The 20168-nt window shown below is 62.6% G+C and carries 16 protein-coding genes; 2 read left to right on the forward strand and 14 right to left on the reverse strand.

The window, feature by feature from the left end; genetic code table 11:
- Window positions 1-166: 166 nt before the first annotated feature.
- Window positions 167-1477, forward strand: coding sequence for an ABC transporter substrate-binding protein (locus JQ628_RS03195; protein ID WP_212219007.1), 1311 nt, complete (start codon window positions 167-169; stop codon window positions 1475-1477).
- 43 nt (window positions 1478-1520) lie between these two features.
- On the opposite strand, the gene JQ628_RS03200 is transcribed toward JQ628_RS03195, so the two are convergent.
- The 3 genes from JQ628_RS03200 to JQ628_RS03210 form a co-directional block, all read right to left on the reverse strand.
- A complete protein-coding gene (locus JQ628_RS03200; RefSeq protein WP_212219010.1) occupies window positions 1521-2546 on the reverse strand; it encodes a helix-turn-helix transcriptional regulator in 1026 nt (341 codons plus the stop codon).
- A gap of 248 nt (window positions 2547-2794) precedes the next feature.
- Entirely contained in the window at window positions 2795-3964 is a 1170-nt protein-coding gene (locus JQ628_RS03205; RefSeq protein ID WP_212219013.1) for a Gfo/Idh/MocA family protein, read from the reverse strand.
- 124 nt (window positions 3965-4088) lie between these two features.
- Window positions 4089-4274 (reverse strand): hypothetical protein, encoded by a 186-nt coding sequence (locus JQ628_RS03210; RefSeq protein ID WP_212219016.1) that lies wholly within the window; start codon window positions 4272-4274, stop codon window positions 4089-4091.
- Between the two features lie 273 nt (window positions 4275-4547).
- On the opposite strand from JQ628_RS03210, the gene JQ628_RS03215 reads away from it, so the two are divergent.
- Window positions 4548-5327 (forward strand): alpha/beta fold hydrolase, encoded by a 780-nt coding sequence (locus tag JQ628_RS03215; RefSeq protein WP_212219019.1) that lies wholly within the window; start codon window positions 4548-4550, stop codon window positions 5325-5327.
- A gap of 66 nt (window positions 5328-5393) precedes the next feature.
- On the opposite strand, the gene JQ628_RS03220 is transcribed toward JQ628_RS03215, so the two are convergent.
- The 11 genes from JQ628_RS03220 to JQ628_RS03270 all read right to left on the reverse strand — a co-directional run bounded on the left by JQ628_RS03220 (window position 5394) and on the right by JQ628_RS03270 (window position 19683).
- Entirely contained in the window at window positions 5394-6407 is a 1014-nt protein-coding gene (locus JQ628_RS03220) for a M23 family metallopeptidase (protein ID WP_249127418.1), read from the reverse strand.
- A gap of 32 nt (window positions 6408-6439) precedes the next feature.
- The gene (locus JQ628_RS03225) at window positions 6440-7606 is read right to left on the reverse strand and encodes a helix-turn-helix transcriptional regulator (RefSeq protein WP_212219022.1); all 1167 of its coding nucleotides are present in this window, start codon (window positions 7604-7606) and stop codon (window positions 6440-6442) included.
- Window positions 7607-7647: 41 nt separating this feature from the next.
- A complete protein-coding gene (locus tag JQ628_RS03230; RefSeq protein WP_249127419.1) occupies window positions 7648-8985 on the reverse strand; it encodes an HlyD family type I secretion periplasmic adaptor subunit in 1338 nt (445 codons plus the stop codon).
- Window positions 8982-10670: a type I secretion system permease/ATPase gene (locus JQ628_RS03235; protein ID WP_349628013.1), complete on the reverse strand. Its 1689-nt coding sequence runs from the start codon at window positions 10668-10670 to the stop codon at window positions 8982-8984. Before JQ628_RS03235 ends, JQ628_RS03230 begins: the two co-directional genes overlap by 4 nt.
- 160 nt (window positions 10671-10830) lie before the next feature.
- Window positions 10831-12288 (reverse strand): calcium-binding protein, encoded by a 1458-nt coding sequence (locus JQ628_RS03240; RefSeq protein WP_349628012.1) that lies wholly within the window; start codon window positions 12286-12288, stop codon window positions 10831-10833.
- Between the two features lie 297 nt (window positions 12289-12585).
- Complete coding sequence (locus JQ628_RS03245; protein WP_212219028.1) at window positions 12586-13434, reverse strand: ABC transporter ATP-binding protein; 849 nt, start codon at window positions 13432-13434, stop codon at window positions 12586-12588.
- A gap of 82 nt (window positions 13435-13516) precedes the next feature.
- Window positions 13517-14866, reverse strand: coding sequence for an ABC transporter substrate-binding protein (locus tag JQ628_RS03250; RefSeq protein ID WP_212219031.1), 1350 nt, complete (start codon window positions 14864-14866; stop codon window positions 13517-13519).
- Between the two features lie 50 nt (window positions 14867-14916).
- Window positions 14917-15981, reverse strand: coding sequence for a branched-chain amino acid ABC transporter permease (locus tag JQ628_RS03255; protein ID WP_212219034.1), 1065 nt, complete (start codon window positions 15979-15981; stop codon window positions 14917-14919).
- A 22-nt stretch (window positions 15982-16003) separates the two neighbouring features.
- Window positions 16004-16906 carry a branched-chain amino acid ABC transporter permease gene (locus tag JQ628_RS03260; protein ID WP_212219037.1) on the reverse strand — a complete coding sequence of 301 codons (903 nt, stop codon included), beginning with the start codon at window positions 16904-16906 and terminating at the stop codon, window positions 16004-16006.
- Between the two features lie 9 nt (window positions 16907-16915).
- A complete protein-coding gene (locus JQ628_RS03265; protein WP_212219377.1) occupies window positions 16916-17740 on the reverse strand; it encodes an ABC transporter ATP-binding protein in 825 nt (274 codons plus the stop codon).
- Between the two features lie 2 nt (window positions 17741-17742).
- The gene (locus JQ628_RS03270) at window positions 17743-19683 is read right to left on the reverse strand and encodes an AMP-dependent synthetase/ligase (RefSeq protein WP_212219040.1); all 1941 of its coding nucleotides are present in this window, start codon (window positions 19681-19683) and stop codon (window positions 17743-17745) included.
- Window positions 19684-20168: the final 485 nt, after the last annotated feature.

Here is a 20168-nt window from a genome sequence, read left to right on the forward strand (position 1 = left end):
AAGTCATGTGTCCGGCCCTGCTCCCGTGACACTTTTTCCCGCGCCTACCCGGCGGGACGCATCGCTGCGCCGTTATGACTAGCCAACCCGAGTTGACTTTCCGGCACGTTCTCTGAATTATTTCGCCCCAAGGAAGAAAAAACCAAAATTCAGTGGGGAGGAAACGATGCGGACGTCACGCAGAACGCTGCTCAAGAATTCCGCGGCTGCCGCCGCCGTGCTGAGCCTGGATTGGACCTGTGCGCAGGCGCAAGCGGAAACCGTGCGCATCGGCATGGTCTATGACCTGACCGGCCCGTTCGCCGCCGGCGGTTCGGTGGCCTCCTCGATCGGCGCGCAGATCGCCGTCGATCTCGTCAACGAGAAGGGCGGCATCGGCGGCAAGCACAAGGTCGCCCCTGTCAGCGCGGACTCCCAGAGTAAGCCCGAGGTCGCGATCAACGAGGCCGTGCGCCTGATCGACCAGGAGAAGGTCGACATCATCAACGGCGTCTATGCGAGCTCGCACGCGGTGCCGCTGGCGGCCAAGGTCGAGCAGCAGAAAAAGATCCTCTGGATCACGACCGCGGTCTCGACTGCCGTGTTCAAGGACAAGAACCTGCAATACGTGTTCCGCGCGCAAATCCATTCCGACCAGTACGGCCAGGCCTTTGCGGGCTTCCTCACCGAGCATGCCAAGGCCAAGCTCGGCATGGAGCCAAAGGACGTCAAGGTGGCGCTGATCCATGAGGACGGCCCCTATGGCGTCGGTGTTGCCGCCGCCGACGAAGCCTACTGCAAGGAGGCCGGGCTTCAGGTCGTGATGAAGGAAGGCTATTCGGCCTCCGCGCCGGACCTTGGAATCCTGGTGACGAAGCTCAAGCGCGCGCGAGCCGATGTGATCTCGCATGCCGGCTACAACCCTGATATCACCCTGTTCCTGCGCCAGGCGCGCGAGAACGGCCTCAAGTTCAAGATGCTGTTCGGGGCCGGCGCGGGCTACAGCCAGCTCGACAAGCTGCGCGAGACGTTCGGCGCCGACATCGACAATTTCTGCAACATCGATCCGGTGCCCGCGCAACTGCTCGATGCCTCCAAGCTGGCGCCGGGGATCGGCGATCTCACCAAGACCATGGTCGCGCGCTACAAGCAGAAGACCAACGCCACCGACGTGCCGCCGCACTGCTCGATGGGATTCAACCAGACCTGGATCCTGCTCAACAACGTGCTGCCGGTGGCAAAGGACAAGTATGGCGGCTTCGATCCCGAAGCGATCCGGAAAGCGGCGCTCGACGTCGATATCCCGGCCGGCGGCACCATCCAGGGCTATGGCGTAAAATTCTTCCGGCCGGGCACGCCGCTCTCCGGCCAGAACGAGCGCTCGACGCCGGTGGTGATGCAGAATGCAGGCCAGCACATCTCGGTGGTGTGGCCGACCAACATCCGGACGCAGGACCCGGTGTTCCCGCTGCCGAAATCGTCGGTGTATGCGAGCTAAGCCTTCCTCGCGCGGTGCCCCCTGTGACCGGTCGGTGAAGCAATCAGTCCAGGGGCGGCATCGCCGAGAGCAGGCGAGCGAGGCCAACCTGCGAATTCGTGCCCGTCTTCTCGAACGAGCGGGCCAAGTGGGTCTTCACGGTCGCAGGCGTTACTCCCAGCACCTTCGCGGTCTGGGGGCCATTCAAGCCGCTGGCGATCAGACTGGCAACGCGCGCCTCCGCTGCCGTCAGTCCAAAGGCGGACTGTAGTGCTCTCACGGTGTTCTTGTGTCGTGCATTGGGATCGAGGATCAGCACCAGTGCGCGGGCGGAGTCGGCAAGCTTCCATAGCTCGAACGCGGGCGGCGGAAGCGGGACCGGAACCACCAGCAACGATCCGTTGCCGGACAGGCGCGTGATCCTGACCGGCTCGCCGATGCGGCTGTCGCCGCCCGAGGCGACATCGAGCGCATCGCTCAATGCCTGCGAGAACGCAGCGACTTCCACCGGAAACGGACTGCCGGCCTGCAACCGCCTGTCGCGGTCGAGCGAAAGGCCGTCGCGGCGGACAAAGAGCTGCTCTGCCGCCGCGTTGGCGAACCGGACGCGCTGCCGGCCGTCGATCAACAATGCGGCGCTCGGCATCAGGTTCAGGATCCGCTCGAGCTGCCTGGTGCCGTCCATCAGCGGGGCGAGCTTGATGCTGGCTTCCAGCGCCCGGCAAAGGTGCGGGGCCAGCGCGTCAAGCCGCTGCGCACTTTCCGCGGCCCATTTCTCGCGGCGGCGTTGAATCGAGAAATGCAGGCCCCCGAAACCACCGTCAATCGCCAGCGACGGCAGCATGACGCTCATGCCGTCCACGATTGCGCCCGGAGCCAACACGTCATCGTGGAACGATGTCCTGCTGACCGATGAAAAGGGGACCAGCGACGACATCATCACCACGCGCCGATTCGGGACCACCCTTTCCATGGCTTTGGTCCAGGGGTTGGCGAGATGACGGTCCTCGAACACCTTGGCAAAAACGGGCGACAGCCGGCCGATCTCCATCATGCTCTCGCCGCGGCGAAGGTTGACGTAAGCGGCCATTCCCCCGAGCACGCCCAGTCGATCGGAAACGGTTGTCAGTAAACCTGGCCAGCGAGCCGGATCGGCCACGACAGAATAGATGTCGTCAATGAGTCGCTCATCGCCCGCCATTCGCGGCTCCGCGCTCCAGACCCGTCCATCGGCGAGTGTAGCATGGCCCGGTCGCGGACCATATCACCCGATCGGGCGAGAGCCCCTGAAAGGGTTGCCCGACCCTCTCGCCGCAGCAGACTTTCTTCAGCGCACCCTCACAACGTAATCCTGCGTCCCTCCTCCGCAGCCCAATAGCCGGCGTAATTCACCTTGATGGTCTCGAAGGCCAGCGCGAGATCGGAGAGCGGCTGTCGTCCGCTCGCGACGCATTCCATGAAATCCTGGATCTCCTGCAAGTAGCCGCGCGTCCATTCCTCCTCGAGGCAGATGTACTGCCAGCCCGTCTTGCGATCGACCTTCTCGGTGATGTAGACGCCGGCGAGCTTTTCCTCCGATGTCTGGTAGCTCATCATGTGATTGTTCGGCGTGATGTTGGCGAACAGTGCGCCGCCGCTAGTATAGGTCTCGATCAGGTTGCGCACACCGCCCGCGATCATGTCGCCGGAGAATACGGTGGCTTTGGTGCCGTCGGAAAAGGTGACGGTCAGCGTGCCCCAATCCTCGACATCGACCGGATTTGATTTCACCACGCCGCGCTCATGCGGCGGCAGGCAGGCCGCGACGTTGCCGACGTCGCAGGTCACGCTCGCCACAGTAATCTGCTGGCCGCGCGCGCGGGCTTCGACCTGCTTGAGATACAGCACCGCCGATAGCGGGTGGCATCCCATCCGGATCAGCGAGCCGCCGCCGGTCAGCGCCCACTGCGCGGCGTGCGCCGCATGCGAGCCCGAGTGGCTCTCCTCACCCTTCATGAACAGGATCTTGTCCCTGGTGGCTTTCAGTATCTCCACCGTCTTGGTCACCGCCGGGGCATAGATCCAGTCTTCCGCGTACATGAAGAGTTTTCCGGTTGCCTCGATCGCGGCGCGGGTCGCCTGCATTTCCTTCAGCACCCGCTCGTACATCAGCGCCTTGGGCACATGCTTGCCGATCGGCGCCTTGTCCCCTTCCCGCCCGAAATAGCCGGCGAACGGCTTTTCGCAGATCACATGCTTGCCCGCGCGCATTGCCTCGACGATCATTTCGGCATGCACATTGGGCGGCGTGCAGATGTCGATCACGTCGAGTTCGCGGTCGGCGATCAACTCGCCAAAGCTGCGACAGGTTCTCGCGATGTTGTGCCGGCGCGCGAAATCGAGCACATGCTCGCCCCTCGCTGCGACGGCCGCCACTTCGACATCCACGCCGTAGACGCGCCTGTAGGCGTAGATATGCAGCTCCGCGACGAAGCCGCAGCCGGCGAGGCCGACTCTTATTTTGGTCATTTGCGGATGTCTCCAGTGATCGGTCGGCAGGAAATGCGTTGCGGCTGGCACCGCCTGATTGCGCTCCGATTGTCCTACAGCGTCATGAGGCGGACAAGAGGCCGGCGCGCGAACGCTCGCGCTATCACTCGCGCGGGATCGGATGCAGCTTTGCCAACTGGTCGAGCGGCAGCTTTGCTTCCCGATCCGAGAGCTGGAAGCGGACGATGACGTCCTGACGTCCAAGCTGGCCCCAAAGCGCGTCCGACGACCATTTTTGCGGTTCTGGTCCGCGCAGGCCCTCGACCCAAACAAGGTAGCACTCGGTCATGGGAAGCGTCCTCTGGGACAACCCCGTCGATCGCTCCTAAGCCGCGCCGGCGCCACCGTCAAGTGAACGGGATCGCCAGCGATTTGCAGCGCCCGCCGTGCGATCTCGAAATCATTCGGAACCATTCGGAATCCTTCCGGGTCACGGTGAGCTATCCCTATGGCCACGCTGCTCGCAAGTACGAAACGCAGGACCGCTACCCCGCCTGGAGCGGAGGTAACGATCAGCGCCGCCAATCGTACTTCGATTGACGCCTCAACAGGAGTGGACATCATGATGATGAACCGACGCGCGTTTTCGACCGCCTTGCTTGCCGGCGCGGCAGCTTCGCTGATCTCCACCGGCGGCATGGCCGCCAACACAACGCTGCCGAAGGCGCGCAATGTCGTGCTCGTGCACGGACTGTTCGCCGATGGCTCGTGCTGGACCGAGGTGATTGCGCGATTGCAGGCGGCGGGACTCAACGTCACTTCCGTGCAAAATCCCCTGACGACGCTGCCCGAGGCGGTGGCTTCCGCCGAGCGCGTGCTGGCGCGGCAGGATGGTCCGACGGTGCTGGTCGGCCACTCCTTTTCCGGCATGATCGTCACCGAAGCCGGCGTGCATCCCAATGTTTCGGCGCTGGTCTATGTGGCTGCGCGCGCGCCCGATGCGGGCGAGGATTATGCGGCTCTCGCCAAGACATTCCCGACGCCGCCGGCAAGCGCCGGCATCGTGTTCGACGGCGATGAGGGGCGCCTTTCCGAAGAAGCTTTCCTGCGCGATTTCGCGGGCGACCTGCCGAAGGAGAAGGCGAAGGTGCTCTATGCCGTGCAGGAGCCGTTCCACAAGGCGCTGCTCACCGGCAAGACGACGCAGGCGGCATGGCGAAGCAAACCGAGCTACTACGCCGTCTCGACGGAAGATCGCACCATCAATCCGGACCTCGAGCGCTTCATGGCCAAGCGGATGGGCGCGAAAACGATTGAAGTAAAGGCGAGCCACCTCTCGATGATCTCGCAGCCGGAGGAAATCACACAGCTCATCCTTCAAGCCACGGGACAGCAGCCCTGACAGGGCCGGGCGCCGCTGAAGCCAAGGTTCCCGGCTGGCGCCTGGCGATCCGCAACGCCTCGCCGGCTACAGAGTGAGTTCGATCTCCTTCTTCAGAACAGCCCGGCCGTCGCGTTCGACAACATAGGAGGCCTTGTAAGTGCCGCGGTCCCAGCCGGAGGCTGGGCGCTTTCTGCCGGTGAACAGCATGAACTGCGCCTTGTCCCTATCAAGCTGTGAGGCTCTGTTTTCGGCGATGACCTTCCCCGCTGGATCCCTGAGGACCAGATGTTGCGCATCGCCCGCCTTCAGGCCGATCGCGCGCACAAAGAAGACGAGTGCCGCCGCGCTGGCAGACAGCGACTCGCTGTTCGCAGTTCCATCCTCGATAGATTCCATTGTCACCGGAGCGTCCGAGAAGCCCGCGTTCAGGACGGCGCGCTCCTCGTAAGCGAGTTGCGCGTGAGTCTCGGGATACCACAGCGATTTGCCGCTCCCGCAAGCGTTGGAAGCAGCGCCAAATGCGAATGGGTCGACGATTGCTCCGTTGTGCCTGACTGTGAAATGCAGGTGAGGATATTCAGTCAGTCCCGAGAGGCCGACCCGGCCGATCGGCTGCCCCGCTTTCACCATCTCGCCAGGCTTTACCGACAGACTCGTGTTGGCCATGTGGCAATATTGAGTTTCCCAGTTCTCTGGATGTTCAATCACAACGCCATTGCCACACTCAACGTCGCGAACGGCTTCTCGTGACGATTTGCCAAACGCACCGTCTGGCATACCGTCTCGTGTGCGAAGAACCCGCCCGCTCGCGGAAGCAATCACCTCGACGCCCGCCTTTTGCGCAGCCAACGACGGTAAGCGAAAGTCCGTCCCGTTATGCCCGTTATATGTCAGTGTGCCGCATTTATAATCTTGCGCCGACGAGGACGGATCGATGTCAACGTAATTCTGGATGTAGCAGGTTCGTCCGGGCTGGCAGGCGATTGGCATCCCCAGTTGAATGCCTTGCGCAATCGCATCGGGCGAAAAGCCGAGTGTTACCGCGATAGCGGCCGCTCGGAGAACGTTCACTCTTCGAACAACGTCCCGGACCATCATGACACCTTGCGCATCGGTTCAGTCACCGCTTGTCAACCGGCATCCGACGGCGCCGGGCCGATCGCCTTCTCGCGACCGGCGGCCCCGAACGGAGATTGCGTGAGATGATAGAGCAGAAAGAACTCCGCTTGCCGATTGATGCCCAGTTTCAGCATGATCCGTTTGGTATAGGTTCTTACGGTTGCCTCGGTCAGTTGCAAGCCCGCTCCGATATCGCGCGGACACTGGAACTGAAGAATCCGGGCGATGATTCTCTCGTCAGCCCAGTTCAAGCCGAAGGCGGATGCGATACGGTGCGCGCCCAGTTCTTCATCGAATTGCGGCACAATGACCAATGCCTTGCTCTTGTCATAGTGTGTCGGCGCGGCTCCGATCTTGGCGAAGGCAAACTGCTGGCGCTCGGTCGAAAGGGGCACTGTAGTGTTCAACCGGACCTGACCGGGCCGCGGAACCAGCGCCTCCCGGATTGCTTCCCTCAGGCTCTCGGTGACCGGGCCGCTGGCCCCTGCGAGCCTGCCGCCGTCCATCTGGACAAGTTCGCGCCTTGAAAGCAGATCCTGCCCACCGGGATTGGCCTCGTGAACGTGCAGGTTCTCATCGACGATGAAGGCAGGACAAGCCAATTTCTCCAGCCAGGCTGCCGCGTCGGAATCCCGATCCACTGGCCGTGGCGCAAGTGAATCGGCGGTCTTCCAAACCGCGCGCACCGCACGGGCGAGACACGGGATTTCAGCCCGCGTCAGCGCAGCCCGGCGCCATCCCGCCACAAATACGACAGTCGACCTGTCGCGGGAGGCAAACCTTCCTATGACGGAATGACTGCTTGACCCGGGCTCGCGGCCGATCAGCTTGCGCACGAAAGTAGTACGCGCGTTCTCGGGTTCGAGAAGAGCGCAATCTGCGCCTGCACCCTTGCGGGCGATCCGGGCGACGGTCGTGGCGCACGACGGATCGATGACGGCGTTTCCGATCCGGGCCTCTTGAAGCTCTGACCCGATCGTGCGCGGCACGACCGCTACGTAGCAACTGTTACAATCGAAAAGCTCAGCGACGGCCTCACCGAAATATTCGATCGCGCTCTGGTTCGGACCTTGCCGCTCGGGTCGATCTGCCTGGTCCTCGTCAGCGTTCCGAACCGGTTTGTCGGACTCGGCATGATTGACGCGAAACTGATACTGCCTGAAACCACGTCCGTACACGGGCGCCTCCTGCAACGTCGCGCAAGCCCCATGCCGACAAGCTAGTGCTCCCTAAACGCACGGTTGACGCGAAGTTCCAAAGGTTGCACCAAATACTGCGCAAAAGTCCGCTCGCCGGTTTCAACAAATATTTCAACGGGCATTCCCGGCATCAATGAAGAAAGATAGGCGGACGTCGGGCCGTCAATATCGAGCTCCACCTCCGCCATGTACGACGTAACGCCAGTCTTGGTGTCGGTGAGCGCATCCGCCGCCACCGCGACAACTTTTCCATCAAGCATCGGCCGCCGCCGGATATTCAGCGCCTGAACGCGCACGCGTGCGATCTGTCCGGCATGAACTTCCTCGCGATCCGCCGGCCTCAACGCTGCCTCGATGACAAGCCGGTCTTCCGTTGGAACTATTTCCAGAAGAGTCTCGCGGGGTGCAAGCACGGCGCGGAGATCCCTGCTGTTGAGACCGACGATCTTTCCGCTCTCCGGCGCGTATAATTCGGACCGGCCGAGCTGATCGCGCAATGCGGCAATTTTGTGCCTGATATCTCCGATTTCCTCGCTCGTGGCGTGACGCTGCCTGGCGATTTCCTGCCCCTGATTGAAGCCGAGCTGTCGTCGCTTGTCCTCCAGCTCCGCCATTTTCCCTTTCATCTCCGCCACTGATGCCGAGTTGCGGGCAATCTGTCCGCTGGCTTCGGCTTCGGCCCGCTTCAAGGCGAGCACGCGCGGCTTTCGGGCGAGACCTTTTGCCAGCAGGTAGCTCGTGTCGGCGATTTCCTCCTGCAACAGCTTGAGTTGTTGCTCGACACCCTGGGTATTGCTTTCGGTACCGCGGATCGAATCCGTCAGTTGCAGCATTTGCTGATCGACCATCTTGCGCTCGTTCTCGATGGCGGCCAGTCGCGCCGCAAACTCGGCTTCCTGGGTTTGCATCGCGATCCGCGCAGATGCATGGCGCGCGTTATTCTTCAGTTCGTCAGAAAACGTAATCGACTTGGCGCCGGACTGCTCCGCCGCCAGCCGAGCCTCCAGCGCGAGATCCGCGAAGTATTTTGTCGTCAGCGAGCCAAGCATCGCTTCGATCTGGGTTGTGTCGAGCCGCGCGATGAGCTGGCCGACCTTAACCTGATCGTTTTCCCTGACATGAATTGACTTTATTATTCCGCCTTCGAGATGCTGGACGGACTTGCGCTTCGAATGAACCTTTATCACGCCCGGCGCCATAACTGCGCCGCGAAGCGGAACAGTGGTGGCCCATACGCCGAAGCCGCAAAATTGCAGAATAAGCAGCGCACAGCCCCATACGATGATACGACGCATATCGGATCGCGGCCGTTCCGTGCGTGAAACGGCGGCTATCCGACGATGCTGGTCCTGCGTCATCGCGCTGTCTCCCGAGCGGACAGTTTCTGATGTTCAGTGTTGACGCTTACGACATGCGGCTTCGGGACGGGCGACGTGACAGGCCGGCGAAGGACTTCGGCCGGTGCCCCAAAGGCAAGCTGCCCGCCATCCCTCAGAAGAAGGACCGCATCCGCGATGGTCAACAGGCGGGGCCGATGGGTGACTATCACCACCGTGGCGCCGCGCGCTTTCGCCCGCTCGATCGCCGAGCACAGTGCTTGCTCGCCTTCCGGATCGAGATTGGCATTCGGTTCATCCAGCAGGATCAATTTGCGATTGCCGAAGAATGCCCGGGCAAGGCCGATGCGCTGGCGCTGACCGCCGGAAAGCCTGTTACCATCGCGCCCTATTTCGGTCTGGTAGCCGGCGGGCAGAGACAGGATCATCTCGTGCGCCTGTGCGTGCACCGCTGCGGCAATGATGTCCTCGTCCCCCGCATCTTCGTCGAAGCCGGCGATAGCTTCGGCTACGGTGCCTCCCAGAAGCTGCACGTCTTGAGGAAGATAACCGATAAACTGCCCGAGCTGATCGGCGTCCCAGTCCTGTAGGGCTGCGTCGTCCAGCCGGATCGTGCCGGCACTCGGACGCTCCAGCCCCGCCATCAAGCGCAGCAAGGTCGATTTTCCGGCACCGGTCGGGCCGATGACGACAACAATCTCGGAAGGCCGGCATTCAAACGTAACGCCCGCCAGGACCGGACGCTGTACCGTGGCCATCCGGTAAGTCATGCGCTTCACTTCCACCCTGCCGGACGGCGACGGCAGCAGCGTTCGCCTGCTCCGAACCAGCATCGGAGCGGCGGCCGCCTGAACCTGCTTCCAGGCCTCGTGTGCGGATGCAAGCGCGCGCCACGCCGAGATCAGGCCCTCCATCGGCTGTAGTGTGCGGGCGATCAGGATCGAGCTCGCAATCAAGCTGCCTGCCAGCACTTCGTTCTGAAGCACGAGCCAGGCGCCGGCGGCGATCGCGGCAACCTGCAACATCGTTCTCACCATGCGGGCCACCGCGCCGATTGCATAAACGCGTTCGCTGGCTCGAACCACAGGCGACAAGGTCTGATCGTTGAGGTCCATGAACTCGCGGACCGCGCCTTTGGTCCAGCCCATCGCGCGCACCAGGCCGGAATGCCGGACGATTCCGTCAAGGGCAGCCTGGGCCGCTTGTGCGGCGTGCTGCGCCTGCGCGATTTCGGCCTTGGCAACCCAGCGGCTTACGACCCCCATGGCGAGCAGAATTACCGATCCGATCAGCGCAATCACACCATACCAGGGGTGCAGAAAGAAGAGGATGAAGATGAATGCCGGAAGAAAGGGCGCGTCCAGCAGCGACGCAACGGTGTTACTGGAGAGGAACGTCCTCAACTCGCGCAGATTTGCCAGGTCGTGTGCCCTGCCATCGCCGCGACCGGTGGCATCAACGATCGTGCTTTCAAGCACGATAGGAGCGAGATATCGCTCAAATCTGACCGCGAAGCGACTGAGCAGCCGGCTGCGCAGGGTGTCGAAGCAAGCGCTGAAAACAAGCGCAAAGGCAGCAATGACCGTGAGACCAACAAGGGTTTCGACGCTGCCGCTGCTGATCACCCGGTCAAACACTTCAATGGAATAGAACGGCAGGACCAGAAGCAGCACGTTGATGGACACGCTAAAGGCGACGATCCACACCAAAGCGGATCGTCCCGGAAGCGATGCAAGCAGCGATCTTCGACCAGCCGCTGAAATCTCACCACGGTTACGCGAGTACATGAGTGGCGGCACTATCGCTAACGGAGTACTGCCGAGGCAGAGGAGCGGGGCGGCCTCGGCCGCCCCGCCGGATCGAACGCTAGACGACTTCGACGGCGGTATAACCTGCCGCAGTATTGATGTCGTCGATCGACTCGAACTCCGTACCGGCGCCTCCGCTGACGCCGGTCAGCGTGATGGTGCCGAATCCAAAGTCGAGCGTTGTGTTGGTGCCGTCGTCGTCCACGACGATGGTGGTCACATCGAACGTCGGATCGGCATCGACATTGACTTCGTCGCCGTCGGCAAAGTTCAGGTCGGAGACTTCATCGTCACCGAAGTTGGTGGCGGTGCCGTCACCGAAATTGTGCATGTCGGTGCCTGCACCACCGCTCTGCACATCGTCGCCGAGACCGCCGTTGAGTTCGTCGGCGCCGTTGCCGCCGCTCAACTCATCGTCGCCTGCCTCCCCGTTCAGCACGTCGTTGCCGGCGTTGCCTTCCAGCGTATCGGCCCCGTCGCCGCCATTGAGCGTATCGTCATCGGCGCCGCCGGCGAGCATGTCATCCCCGGCATCGCCGTTCAGCGTATCCAGGCCGGCGCCGCCGCTGAGCTCGTCCGCTCCTTCGCCGCCGCTCAACTCATCGTCGCCGCCGGCACCGGCCATGACGTCGTCACCGTCGTCGCCGGACATCATGTCGTTGCCGGCGCCGCCATCCATGGCATCGTCACCGTCGCCACCGCTCATGGTGTCGCTACCGGCATTGCCGTTCAGCTCATCGTTGCCGGCGCCACCGTTCAGCGTGTCGTCACCGCCACCGCCGTTCAACGCATCGTTGCCAGCAGCGCCGTTCAGCACGTCGCTGTCGTCACCGCCGTTCAGCTCGTCGTCGCCGAGGCCACCGTTGAGCGTATCGGTTCCCGCGTTGCCGTTGAGGACATCGTCGCCGGCGCCGCCGTTGAGCTGGTCGATACCGCCGCCGCCATTCAGTTCGTCGTCGCCGGCCCCGCCAGTCAACATGTCGTCGCCGGCATCGCCCGAGAGGACGTCGACGCCAGCGCCGCCGCTGATGACATCATTGCCATCTCCGCCGCTGATCTCGTCGTCGCCTGCGTTACCAGACAGATCATCATCGCCGGCTCCGCCGTCGATAATGTCATTGCCGGCATTTCCATTGATCGTGTCGATGCCGGCATTGCCGTCCAGCGTATCGTCGCCTGCGCCGCCATTGATCGCATCATCGCCGTCGCCACCCATGACTGCGTCGTTCCCGGCATTGCCGTTCAGCGTATCGTTGCCCGCTCCTCCGTCGATTGAATCGTCCCCGGGACCGCCGCTTGCTTCATCATTGCCTTCCAAAGCGGTTATCGTGTCGACGCCCGCCAGACCGTTGATCTGATCGTCCATTGGCGTGCCGATGAGGGTGTCGTCGCCAGGCGTTCCATTGATGAGTGCCATGCATCTGCTCCTTGCGCACAACCGTCCGCGAGGCGGGTCGGCCAGCGACCCGTCATCCACGTCGGAACCTGTGTTTGTAGTTGGCTCGATCTCCGTCACGATCGATACGGGATTTCACGATCGTGCATTCGATGAAGGCGATTTGAATAAATGACAGGCAATGTCGCAATCCCCATTTGGGGACAAAAGAAACGCGGCGCCGGTCAGGCAGGGTGCTTTGTGGTCAAGAGCATGGTGGCAAGCACCATCCAGGTGAAAGCCGGTCCCGCCTCGATCATCTCAATAGACTGAGGAGATCACGCCGCAGCTTCGTTCTCGCGCCGCAGGACGAACAGTGCTGGCGAGGCCGTGCGGGATAACGAAAGAGGCATACGGCCACCCGAGACGGGCCGCCCCTCAAACCCAGCGCTTGCGGCGACGGTAGGACTTCATGTCGCGAAAGCTCTTGCGGCCTTCCGAGGACATGCCGAGATAGAATTCCTTGACGTCCTTGTTCTCCGCCAGCGCCTTTGCCGGCCCGTCGACCATGATGCGGCCGCTCTCCAGGATGTAGCCGTAGTCGGCATATTTCAGCGCGACGTTGGTGTTCTGCTCGGCCAGGAGGATGCTGACCCCTTCCTTCTGGTTGAGGTCGCGGACGATTTCAAAAATTTCCGCCACGATCTGCGGGGCGAGGCCCATCGAGGGCTCGTCGAGCAGCAGCATGCTCGGCTTGGCCATCATGGCGCGGCCGATCGCCGTCATCTGCTGTTCGCCGCCCGAGGTGTAGCCGGCCAGACTGCTTCGGCGCACTTTCAGGCGCGGGAAATAGGCATAGACCTTATCGAGCGCGTCGCGCAGCTCTGCTCCCCTGATCGGCCGCGTATAGGCACCGGTGATCAGGTTTTCCTCGACCGTCAAATGGCCGAAGCAGTGCCGCCCCTCCATCACTTGCACCATGCCCATGCCGACGAGATCGCCGGGAGTGAGCTGGTCGGTGCGCTCGCCGCGAAATTCGATCGAGCCCTTGGTCACGGCGCCGCGCTCGGATGCCAGCAGCGTCGAGATCGACTTCAGCGTCGTCGATTTGCCGGCGCCGTTGCCGCCCAGCAATGCAACGATCCCGCCCTTGGGCACTTCGAGGGATACGCCGCGCAGCACCAGGATCACGTGGTCGTAGACCACCTCGATGTTCTTGACCGCCAGCACAGAGGCAGCCGCCACCGCGGAAGCCGCCGCGCTTGTCGATGTGACGGAAACATTCATGGCCGCATCCCCAACATCCGGATTTCGAAATACGGGTGGGAGATCATCTCCCACCCGTTCACGTCGTGTCAGATACGTCCGCTCACGAGCACTGGCGGACCGGCAAGTTGTTTTCCTTCGCGTACTTCTCGGCCGAATCCTCGATCAGCTTGCGAATGAAAGCCGGATTGGGCGCCGGCACCCAGTCCGTCAGGAGCACGAACTTGGTGCCGTCCCACTGCATCATCCGGAAGCGCTCGGAGCCGTCGTGCTTGGCGCAGGACATCTTGAACGGCGCCGACATGCCGAGGATGCCGATCTCCTTGAGCTTGTCGTCGGTGATATCAAGCGCTTCATAGCCGTCGCGGAATTCCGGGCCCGTGACGGTCTTGCCGGTCTTGTTGTGGATGCGCTGGGCATTCTTCAACGCCTCGACCCACATCACGGCCGCGCCGACGCCGCGGTTATAGTAGACCGTGCCGACGCGCTGCGGGTTCTGCATATTGCCCTTGCCCGCGCCATACACGACCTTTTCGATGTCCTGGATCAGCGGGAACTTGCCGGGCGCGGCATTGGCGGCGACGTAGGTGCCCTTGGCAGCATCGCCGGCCGGAATCATGTCCTCCTCGGCGCCGCCGAAGGTCACATACATCATCTTTTCCCGGGGGAAGCCGACACGGGCAGCGGTGGTGATCGCGGTCGAGTTCATGCCGGAGCCGGCGCCCCAGAACGTGACCCAATCGGCTTTCTCCCTGCGGATCTGTAACCATTGCGACTGCTGCTCGAGGCCTGGCGGCGGCACGGCGATTTCGATCAGCTTTACGCCCCATTCCTTGGCGATCTCGCGCATCGCCGGAATCGGTTCGCGGCCGTAGGCGGTATCGATGTGAAGGTGCACGATCGTCTTGCCCTTCATCTTGTCGACGCCGCCTTCCTTCTGCGCCATGAAGTTCATCTTCACCGCGATCTGGCCCCAGTAATGGCCTGCGGCATTGAACACCCAGGGCCAGACGCGGCCGTCGGCGGCGTCGGTGCGGCCGTAGCCGTACTGCGCGAGCACGACGTTGTCAGTGGCCATGCGGCCAATGACGGCGTAGGCGCCGGGCGTGCCGAGCGTGTCGAACACGACCATCTTCTGGTCGCCCTTGTTGAGGAGGCGCTGGTAGCATTCGACGGTGCGGGCCGCGTTGTATTCGGTCTCGCACTCGTCATAGGTCAGTTTCACGCCGTTGACGCCACCGAACTTCATGTTGACGTAGTTGAGATAGTCGATGATGCCGCCGTAGTAGCCGGTGCCCATCGCGGAATAAGGCCCGACGCGGCTGCTCGGAATCCCGAAATACTGCTCCTGCTCCTGCGCCATCGCGGTCGAAGATGCGCCGCCGACCGCGAACGCGGCCGCCAGCGCGAAGATGCCGGGCATGGCCCGGCGAAGGATCGTATCTCTCATCATGATGCCTGCTTCTCCCCTTGTTGACGTTTTTTGAACGAACGACATCCGGCTCAGTGGCGAAACGGCCAGAGCCGCAACCTTTCCTTGGTCAGTTGCCAGAGACGCGCGAAGCCGAGCGGCTCGAAGATCAGGAACATGATGATGATCGCGCCGAAAATGACCTGCTCGAGCGCGGACGTGATGGTGGCATCGACCGACTTGCCGAAGACGGTGTGGAAGAAGATGTTCAGGAAGATCGGCATCAGCAGGATGAATCCAGCGCCCAGGAACGAGCCCATGATGGTGCCGAGGCCGCCGATGATGACCATGAAGAGAATGCGGAACGACAGGTCGATGCCAAAGGCCGACGGCTCGACCGTCTGTAGATAAGCAAACGCGAACAGCGCGCCGCCGACGCCGCAATAGAACGAAGAGATCGCGAACGCCTGGAGCTTGGTGCGCAGCAGCGACAGGCCCATCACCTCGGCGGCAACGTCCATGTCGCGCACCGCCATCCAACCGCGACCGACGCTGCCGCGCGCCATGTTCTTGGCCAATAGCGCCAGCACCGCGACGATCGCCAGCACCACCCAGTATTTTTCACGGGGCGAAGCAAAGTTGTGGCCGAACATGATGATCGGCTGCGCCGTGATCACGCCGGCCGGATCGTAGTTCTTGAACCAGGGAAACTTGTCGAGCGCCCAGACGATGAAGAACTGCGACGCCAGCGTTGCGACTGCGAGATAAAGTCCGCGGATGCGCAGGCTCGGCAGGCCGAACACGATGCCGACCAGCGCCGCGCACACGCCGGAAAGCGCGACCGCGATCACGAAGGGAATGCCTTCGATGCGCAGGATCAAATTGTAGCAGGCGAAGGCGCCGACAGCCATGAAGCCGGCCGATCCGAGCGAAAGCTGGCCGGCATAGCCCATCAAAATGTTCTGCCCGAGCGCCACCAGCGACAGCACCAGCCATGGAATGAGGATCGCGCTCAGCCAGTAATTGTTGGTGACGAACGGCAGCATCACCGCGGCGATCAGCAGGATGGCGATTCCGATGCGATCCTGCCGAAGCGGAAAGATCTGCGAGTCCTGCGCGTAGCTGGTGCGGAACTGTCCGGCTTCCCTGTAGAACATTTATCCCCCCGATTGCCCGATGTCAGACGCGCCGGATGATCTTCTCGCCGAACAGGCCTTCCGGCCGGATCAGCAGGAAGAACACGGCAAGCATGTACGGCGCCCAGCCTTCGATGCCGCCGCCGAAGAACGGGCCGATATAGACTTCCGCGACCTTTTCGACCGCGCCCACGATCAGGCCGGCGATGATGACGCCCGGCACCGAGGTGAAGCCGCCGATGATCAGCACCGGCAGCGCCTTGAGCGCGACCCACACCAGTGCGAACTGCACGCCGCTGCGCGCGCCCCACAGCATGCCTGCGACCAGCGCCACGATGCCGGCGGTCGCCCACACCAGCATCCAGATGTGTTTTAAGGGAATACCGATCGACAGCGCGGCCGCATGGTCGTCGGCGACGGCGCGTAAGGCCCGACCGACTTTGGTGTAGGAGAACAGCAGGGCCAGCGCGACCACCATGATGCCGGCGACCACCGCCGCCGTGATGTCGAGCTGACTGATCAGCATGCCGGTGGTGTCCATCACCCAGTTGATGGGCTCGTCACGGATGCCGAGATCGAGGCGCCGCACGTCGACGCCCCAAGCCAGTTGCGCCACGCCCTCGATTACGAAGGCGAGGCCAATCGTCGCCATCAGCAGCGTATCCTCGCTCTGGCTCACCAGCGGCCGCAGCACGAAGCGCTCGGTCGCCATGCCGACCAGCACCATGACGCCGACCGCCACCGGCAGCGCCGCCCAGAACGGCAGGCCGAGCTCCATGAAGCCGACAAAGGACAGCACCGCGAAGAACACCATCGCGCCCTGCGCGAAGTTGAACACGGAGGAGGCCTTGTAGATCAGCACGAAACCGAGCGCGACCAGCGAATACATCGTCCCGGACAGCAGCCCGCCGACCAGAACCTCGATGAAAAACCAGAAATCGATCATCGCCGTTCCCTAATGTGCCACGCCGAGATAGGCGTCGATGACGTCCTGGTTCGAGCGCACCTCGTCGGGCGTGCCGTCGCCGATCTTCTTGCCGTAGTCGAGCACGACGACGCGATCCGAGATGTCCATCACGACGCCCATGTCGTGCTCGATCAGCACGACCGTGGTGCCGTAGTGATCGTTGACGTCGAGGATGAAGCGACACATGTCCTGCTTCTCCTCGATGTTCATGCCGGCCATCGGCTCATCGAGCAGCAGCACGGTCGGCTCGGCGGCAAGCGCACGGCCGAGCTCCACCCGCTTCTGCAAGCCGTAAGGCAGGCGCGATACCGGCGTCTTGCGGATGTGCTCGATCTCGAGGAACTCGATGATTTCCTCGACCTTGGCGCGGTTCTCGGTTTCCTCGCGGCGGGCGCGAGGGAGTTGAAAGGCCACCTCCAGGAAGGTCGCGTGCATTTTCAGATTGCGGCCCGCCATGATGTTGTCGAGCACCGACATGCCGCGGAACAGCGCGATGTTCTGGAAGGTGCGCGCGATGCCGAGATGGGCGGCGTGCGTCGGCGTCATTTCCGACAGGCGCTCGCCGCGGAAGGTGATGCTGCCTTCCTGCGGGGTATAGATGCCGTTGATGACGTTGAGCATCGAGCTCTTGCCGGCGCCGTTCGGGCCGATGATCGCGCGGATCTCGTGCTCGAGGACGTTGAAAGAGATATTGGTCAGCGCCTGCACGCCGCCGAAGCGCAGCGAGATCGAAGACAGCTCCAGGATCGGCGCGCCGAACGGAAAGGCGCGTTCCGAGGATTGCAGGATGGAGGATTGCACGGGGGCCGTCATGTTCATGCCGCTCTCCGGGCCGGCGCGGGTGCAACGACTTTTGCGTCACGGATTTTCACTTCGGCAGACGTGGCTTCGTCGCCCATGGTCTCGAACCGCGCGTCGGCGCGGCCGTCATACATCGCGTCAACCAGTGCGCGGTATCTCTCCGCGATGACGTCGCGGCGCAGCTTGCCAGTGCGCGTGAGCGCGCCGTCATCGGCGCTCAACTCCTTGTTCAGGATGGCGAAGCGATGGATCTGCGACGGGGCCAGCGAGGGCTCCGACGCCAGTTGCGCGTTCACGCCGGCGATGCAATCCGCAAGCAGCGCATAGACTTCGTCGCGCGAGGCAAGATCGGCATGGCCGGTATATGCGATGTTCTGCCGGTCGGCCCATCTTCCGGCGGCGGCCATTTCGATGTCGATCAGCGCGCAAACCCTGTCGCGGCCGTTGCCGAGCACCACGGCCTCCTTGATGTAGGGCAGGAATTTGAGCTTGTTCTCGATCACCTTGGGGGAAAACAGAGTGCCGTCGTTGAACGCGCCGACATAGGCCATGCGGTCGATGATCCGCAGTTGTCCGTCCTCGCCGAGGACGCCGGCGTCGCCGGTGTGAAACCATCCTTCAGTGCCCTTCGCTCGCGCCGTTTTCTCGGAGTCGCCGTGATACTCCTTGAACAGGCCGGGCGAGCGCACCAGGATTTCACGCTGCGGCGTCACTTTCAGCTCTACGCCTTCGACCGGCGGGCCGACCGTGCCCGGCTTGATCGCGCCGTCGGGCTGCATGGCAACGAAGAAGCCGGTCTCCGTGGAGCCGTAGAGCTGCTTCAGGTTGATGCCGAGCGCACGGAAGAACATCAGGAGATCGGGATCGATGGCGTCGCCGGCCGTGTAGGCCACGCGCACCTTGCTCATGCCGAGCACGTCGCGCAGCGGACCGAGCATGACGAGGTCGGCTGCAAAGGACAGCAGGCGATCGCCCATGGAAACGGCTTTGCCGGCCAGCTTTTGCGCGGTGACCCGGCGCGCCAGCGCCATGCAATTGCGATAAAGGCGCTGATTGAATCCGCCGGTCTCCTCCATGCGGAGCGACACCTGCTTGAGCAGCGCCTCCAGCACGCTCGGCGTGGCGAGCAGGTAGGTCGGCCCCATCTCGCGCATATCGGCGAGCATGGTGTCCGAAGATTCCGGGCAGCAGATGCAATAGCCTGCTACCATCGGCTGGACATAGCCAAAGAGGTTCTGGCCGATCCATCCCGGCGGCAGATAGGCCATCGCCACGTCGGCGTCGGTCAATTCTCCCCTGGCCGCGGCGACGCGCGCGCGATCAATCAACGAGGCATGGGTGAGCACGACGCCCTTGGCGGGACCGGTCGTGCCCGACGTAAAGAACACAAACGCCGTGTCCTGCCCGGTGCCGCGCGCGGCTTCGGCCTGCAGGAAGTCGCGCCTGGCCGCGACGAGCTCCCTGCCCCGCTGCAGCAGCGCGTCGTAGCCGACAAGCTCCTTCTGCTTGTAGTGGCGCATGCCGCGGTCCTTGTCGTAGACGATGCATTGGACCGTGGGACAGAGCGGCAATATCCTGAGCAGCTTGTCGACCTGCTCCTGGTTTTCGGCAAAGACGTGCGTCACCTTCGCGCTCTGGATCGCGGATGCGATCTCGTCAGCCGTGGCATCCTGATAGAGCGGCACCACGATGGCGCCGAGCCACTGCGCTGCGCACATCGCGGCATAAAGCCGCGGTCGGTTATCACCGAGCAAGGCGACGTGCGCGCCGCGTTGCATCCCCCGTTCGGCCACTGCTGCGGCAAGCGCGGCGGCTTCGTCGGCGAGTTCGCGCCAGCTCACGGTGCGCCAGATACCGCGACTCTTCTCGCGGATCGCCGGACGATCGCCGCGTTGTTCGGCATGATGCAGGAGCAGCTTCGGAAAAGTATCCGCGCCGGAATTCTCGTTTGTCATTTGCCGCATTCCCCAACGCTTCCGCGGCTGTCTATGACAAGCCGCGAAAAGCCACCCACCGAATGTCGGGATATAAAGAAGTGATGCGCCGCGTTCAGCGTGCGCCGATCTGCAAACTCACGCGCCTGATGCGTCGAAAGCCGACACGGCACTTGATGTTCGAAATCATTTCGTCCGACGCAGAAATCAAAGTGATGCCGAATCCCTGCGTGTGACGACGTCCCCTCTTCCGCCCGCATGCTTTTCCTCTGACCGCGCAAGTCAGGTTTTTTTAGGATGCTATATCAATGATGCGGAGTCGAAGATTGGATTCGTTCCAACTTGCGTGCGCTCGCATGACACACGCAGCAACACAGACAGCTCGACATAGGCAAAGCCTATGGGTTGCGAAGCTTTTCACGCCGATCAATTGCATTTCCAAATCGAACAATTTGGATATTCGATTGAAGGTCCGGCTTTTGCCTGATGAGAAATGATGCACTGTG

It is taken from the genome of Bradyrhizobium lablabi, assembly GCF_018129385.1.
Classification (GTDB): Bacteria; Pseudomonadota; Alphaproteobacteria; order Rhizobiales; family Xanthobacteraceae; genus Bradyrhizobium; species Bradyrhizobium lablabi_C.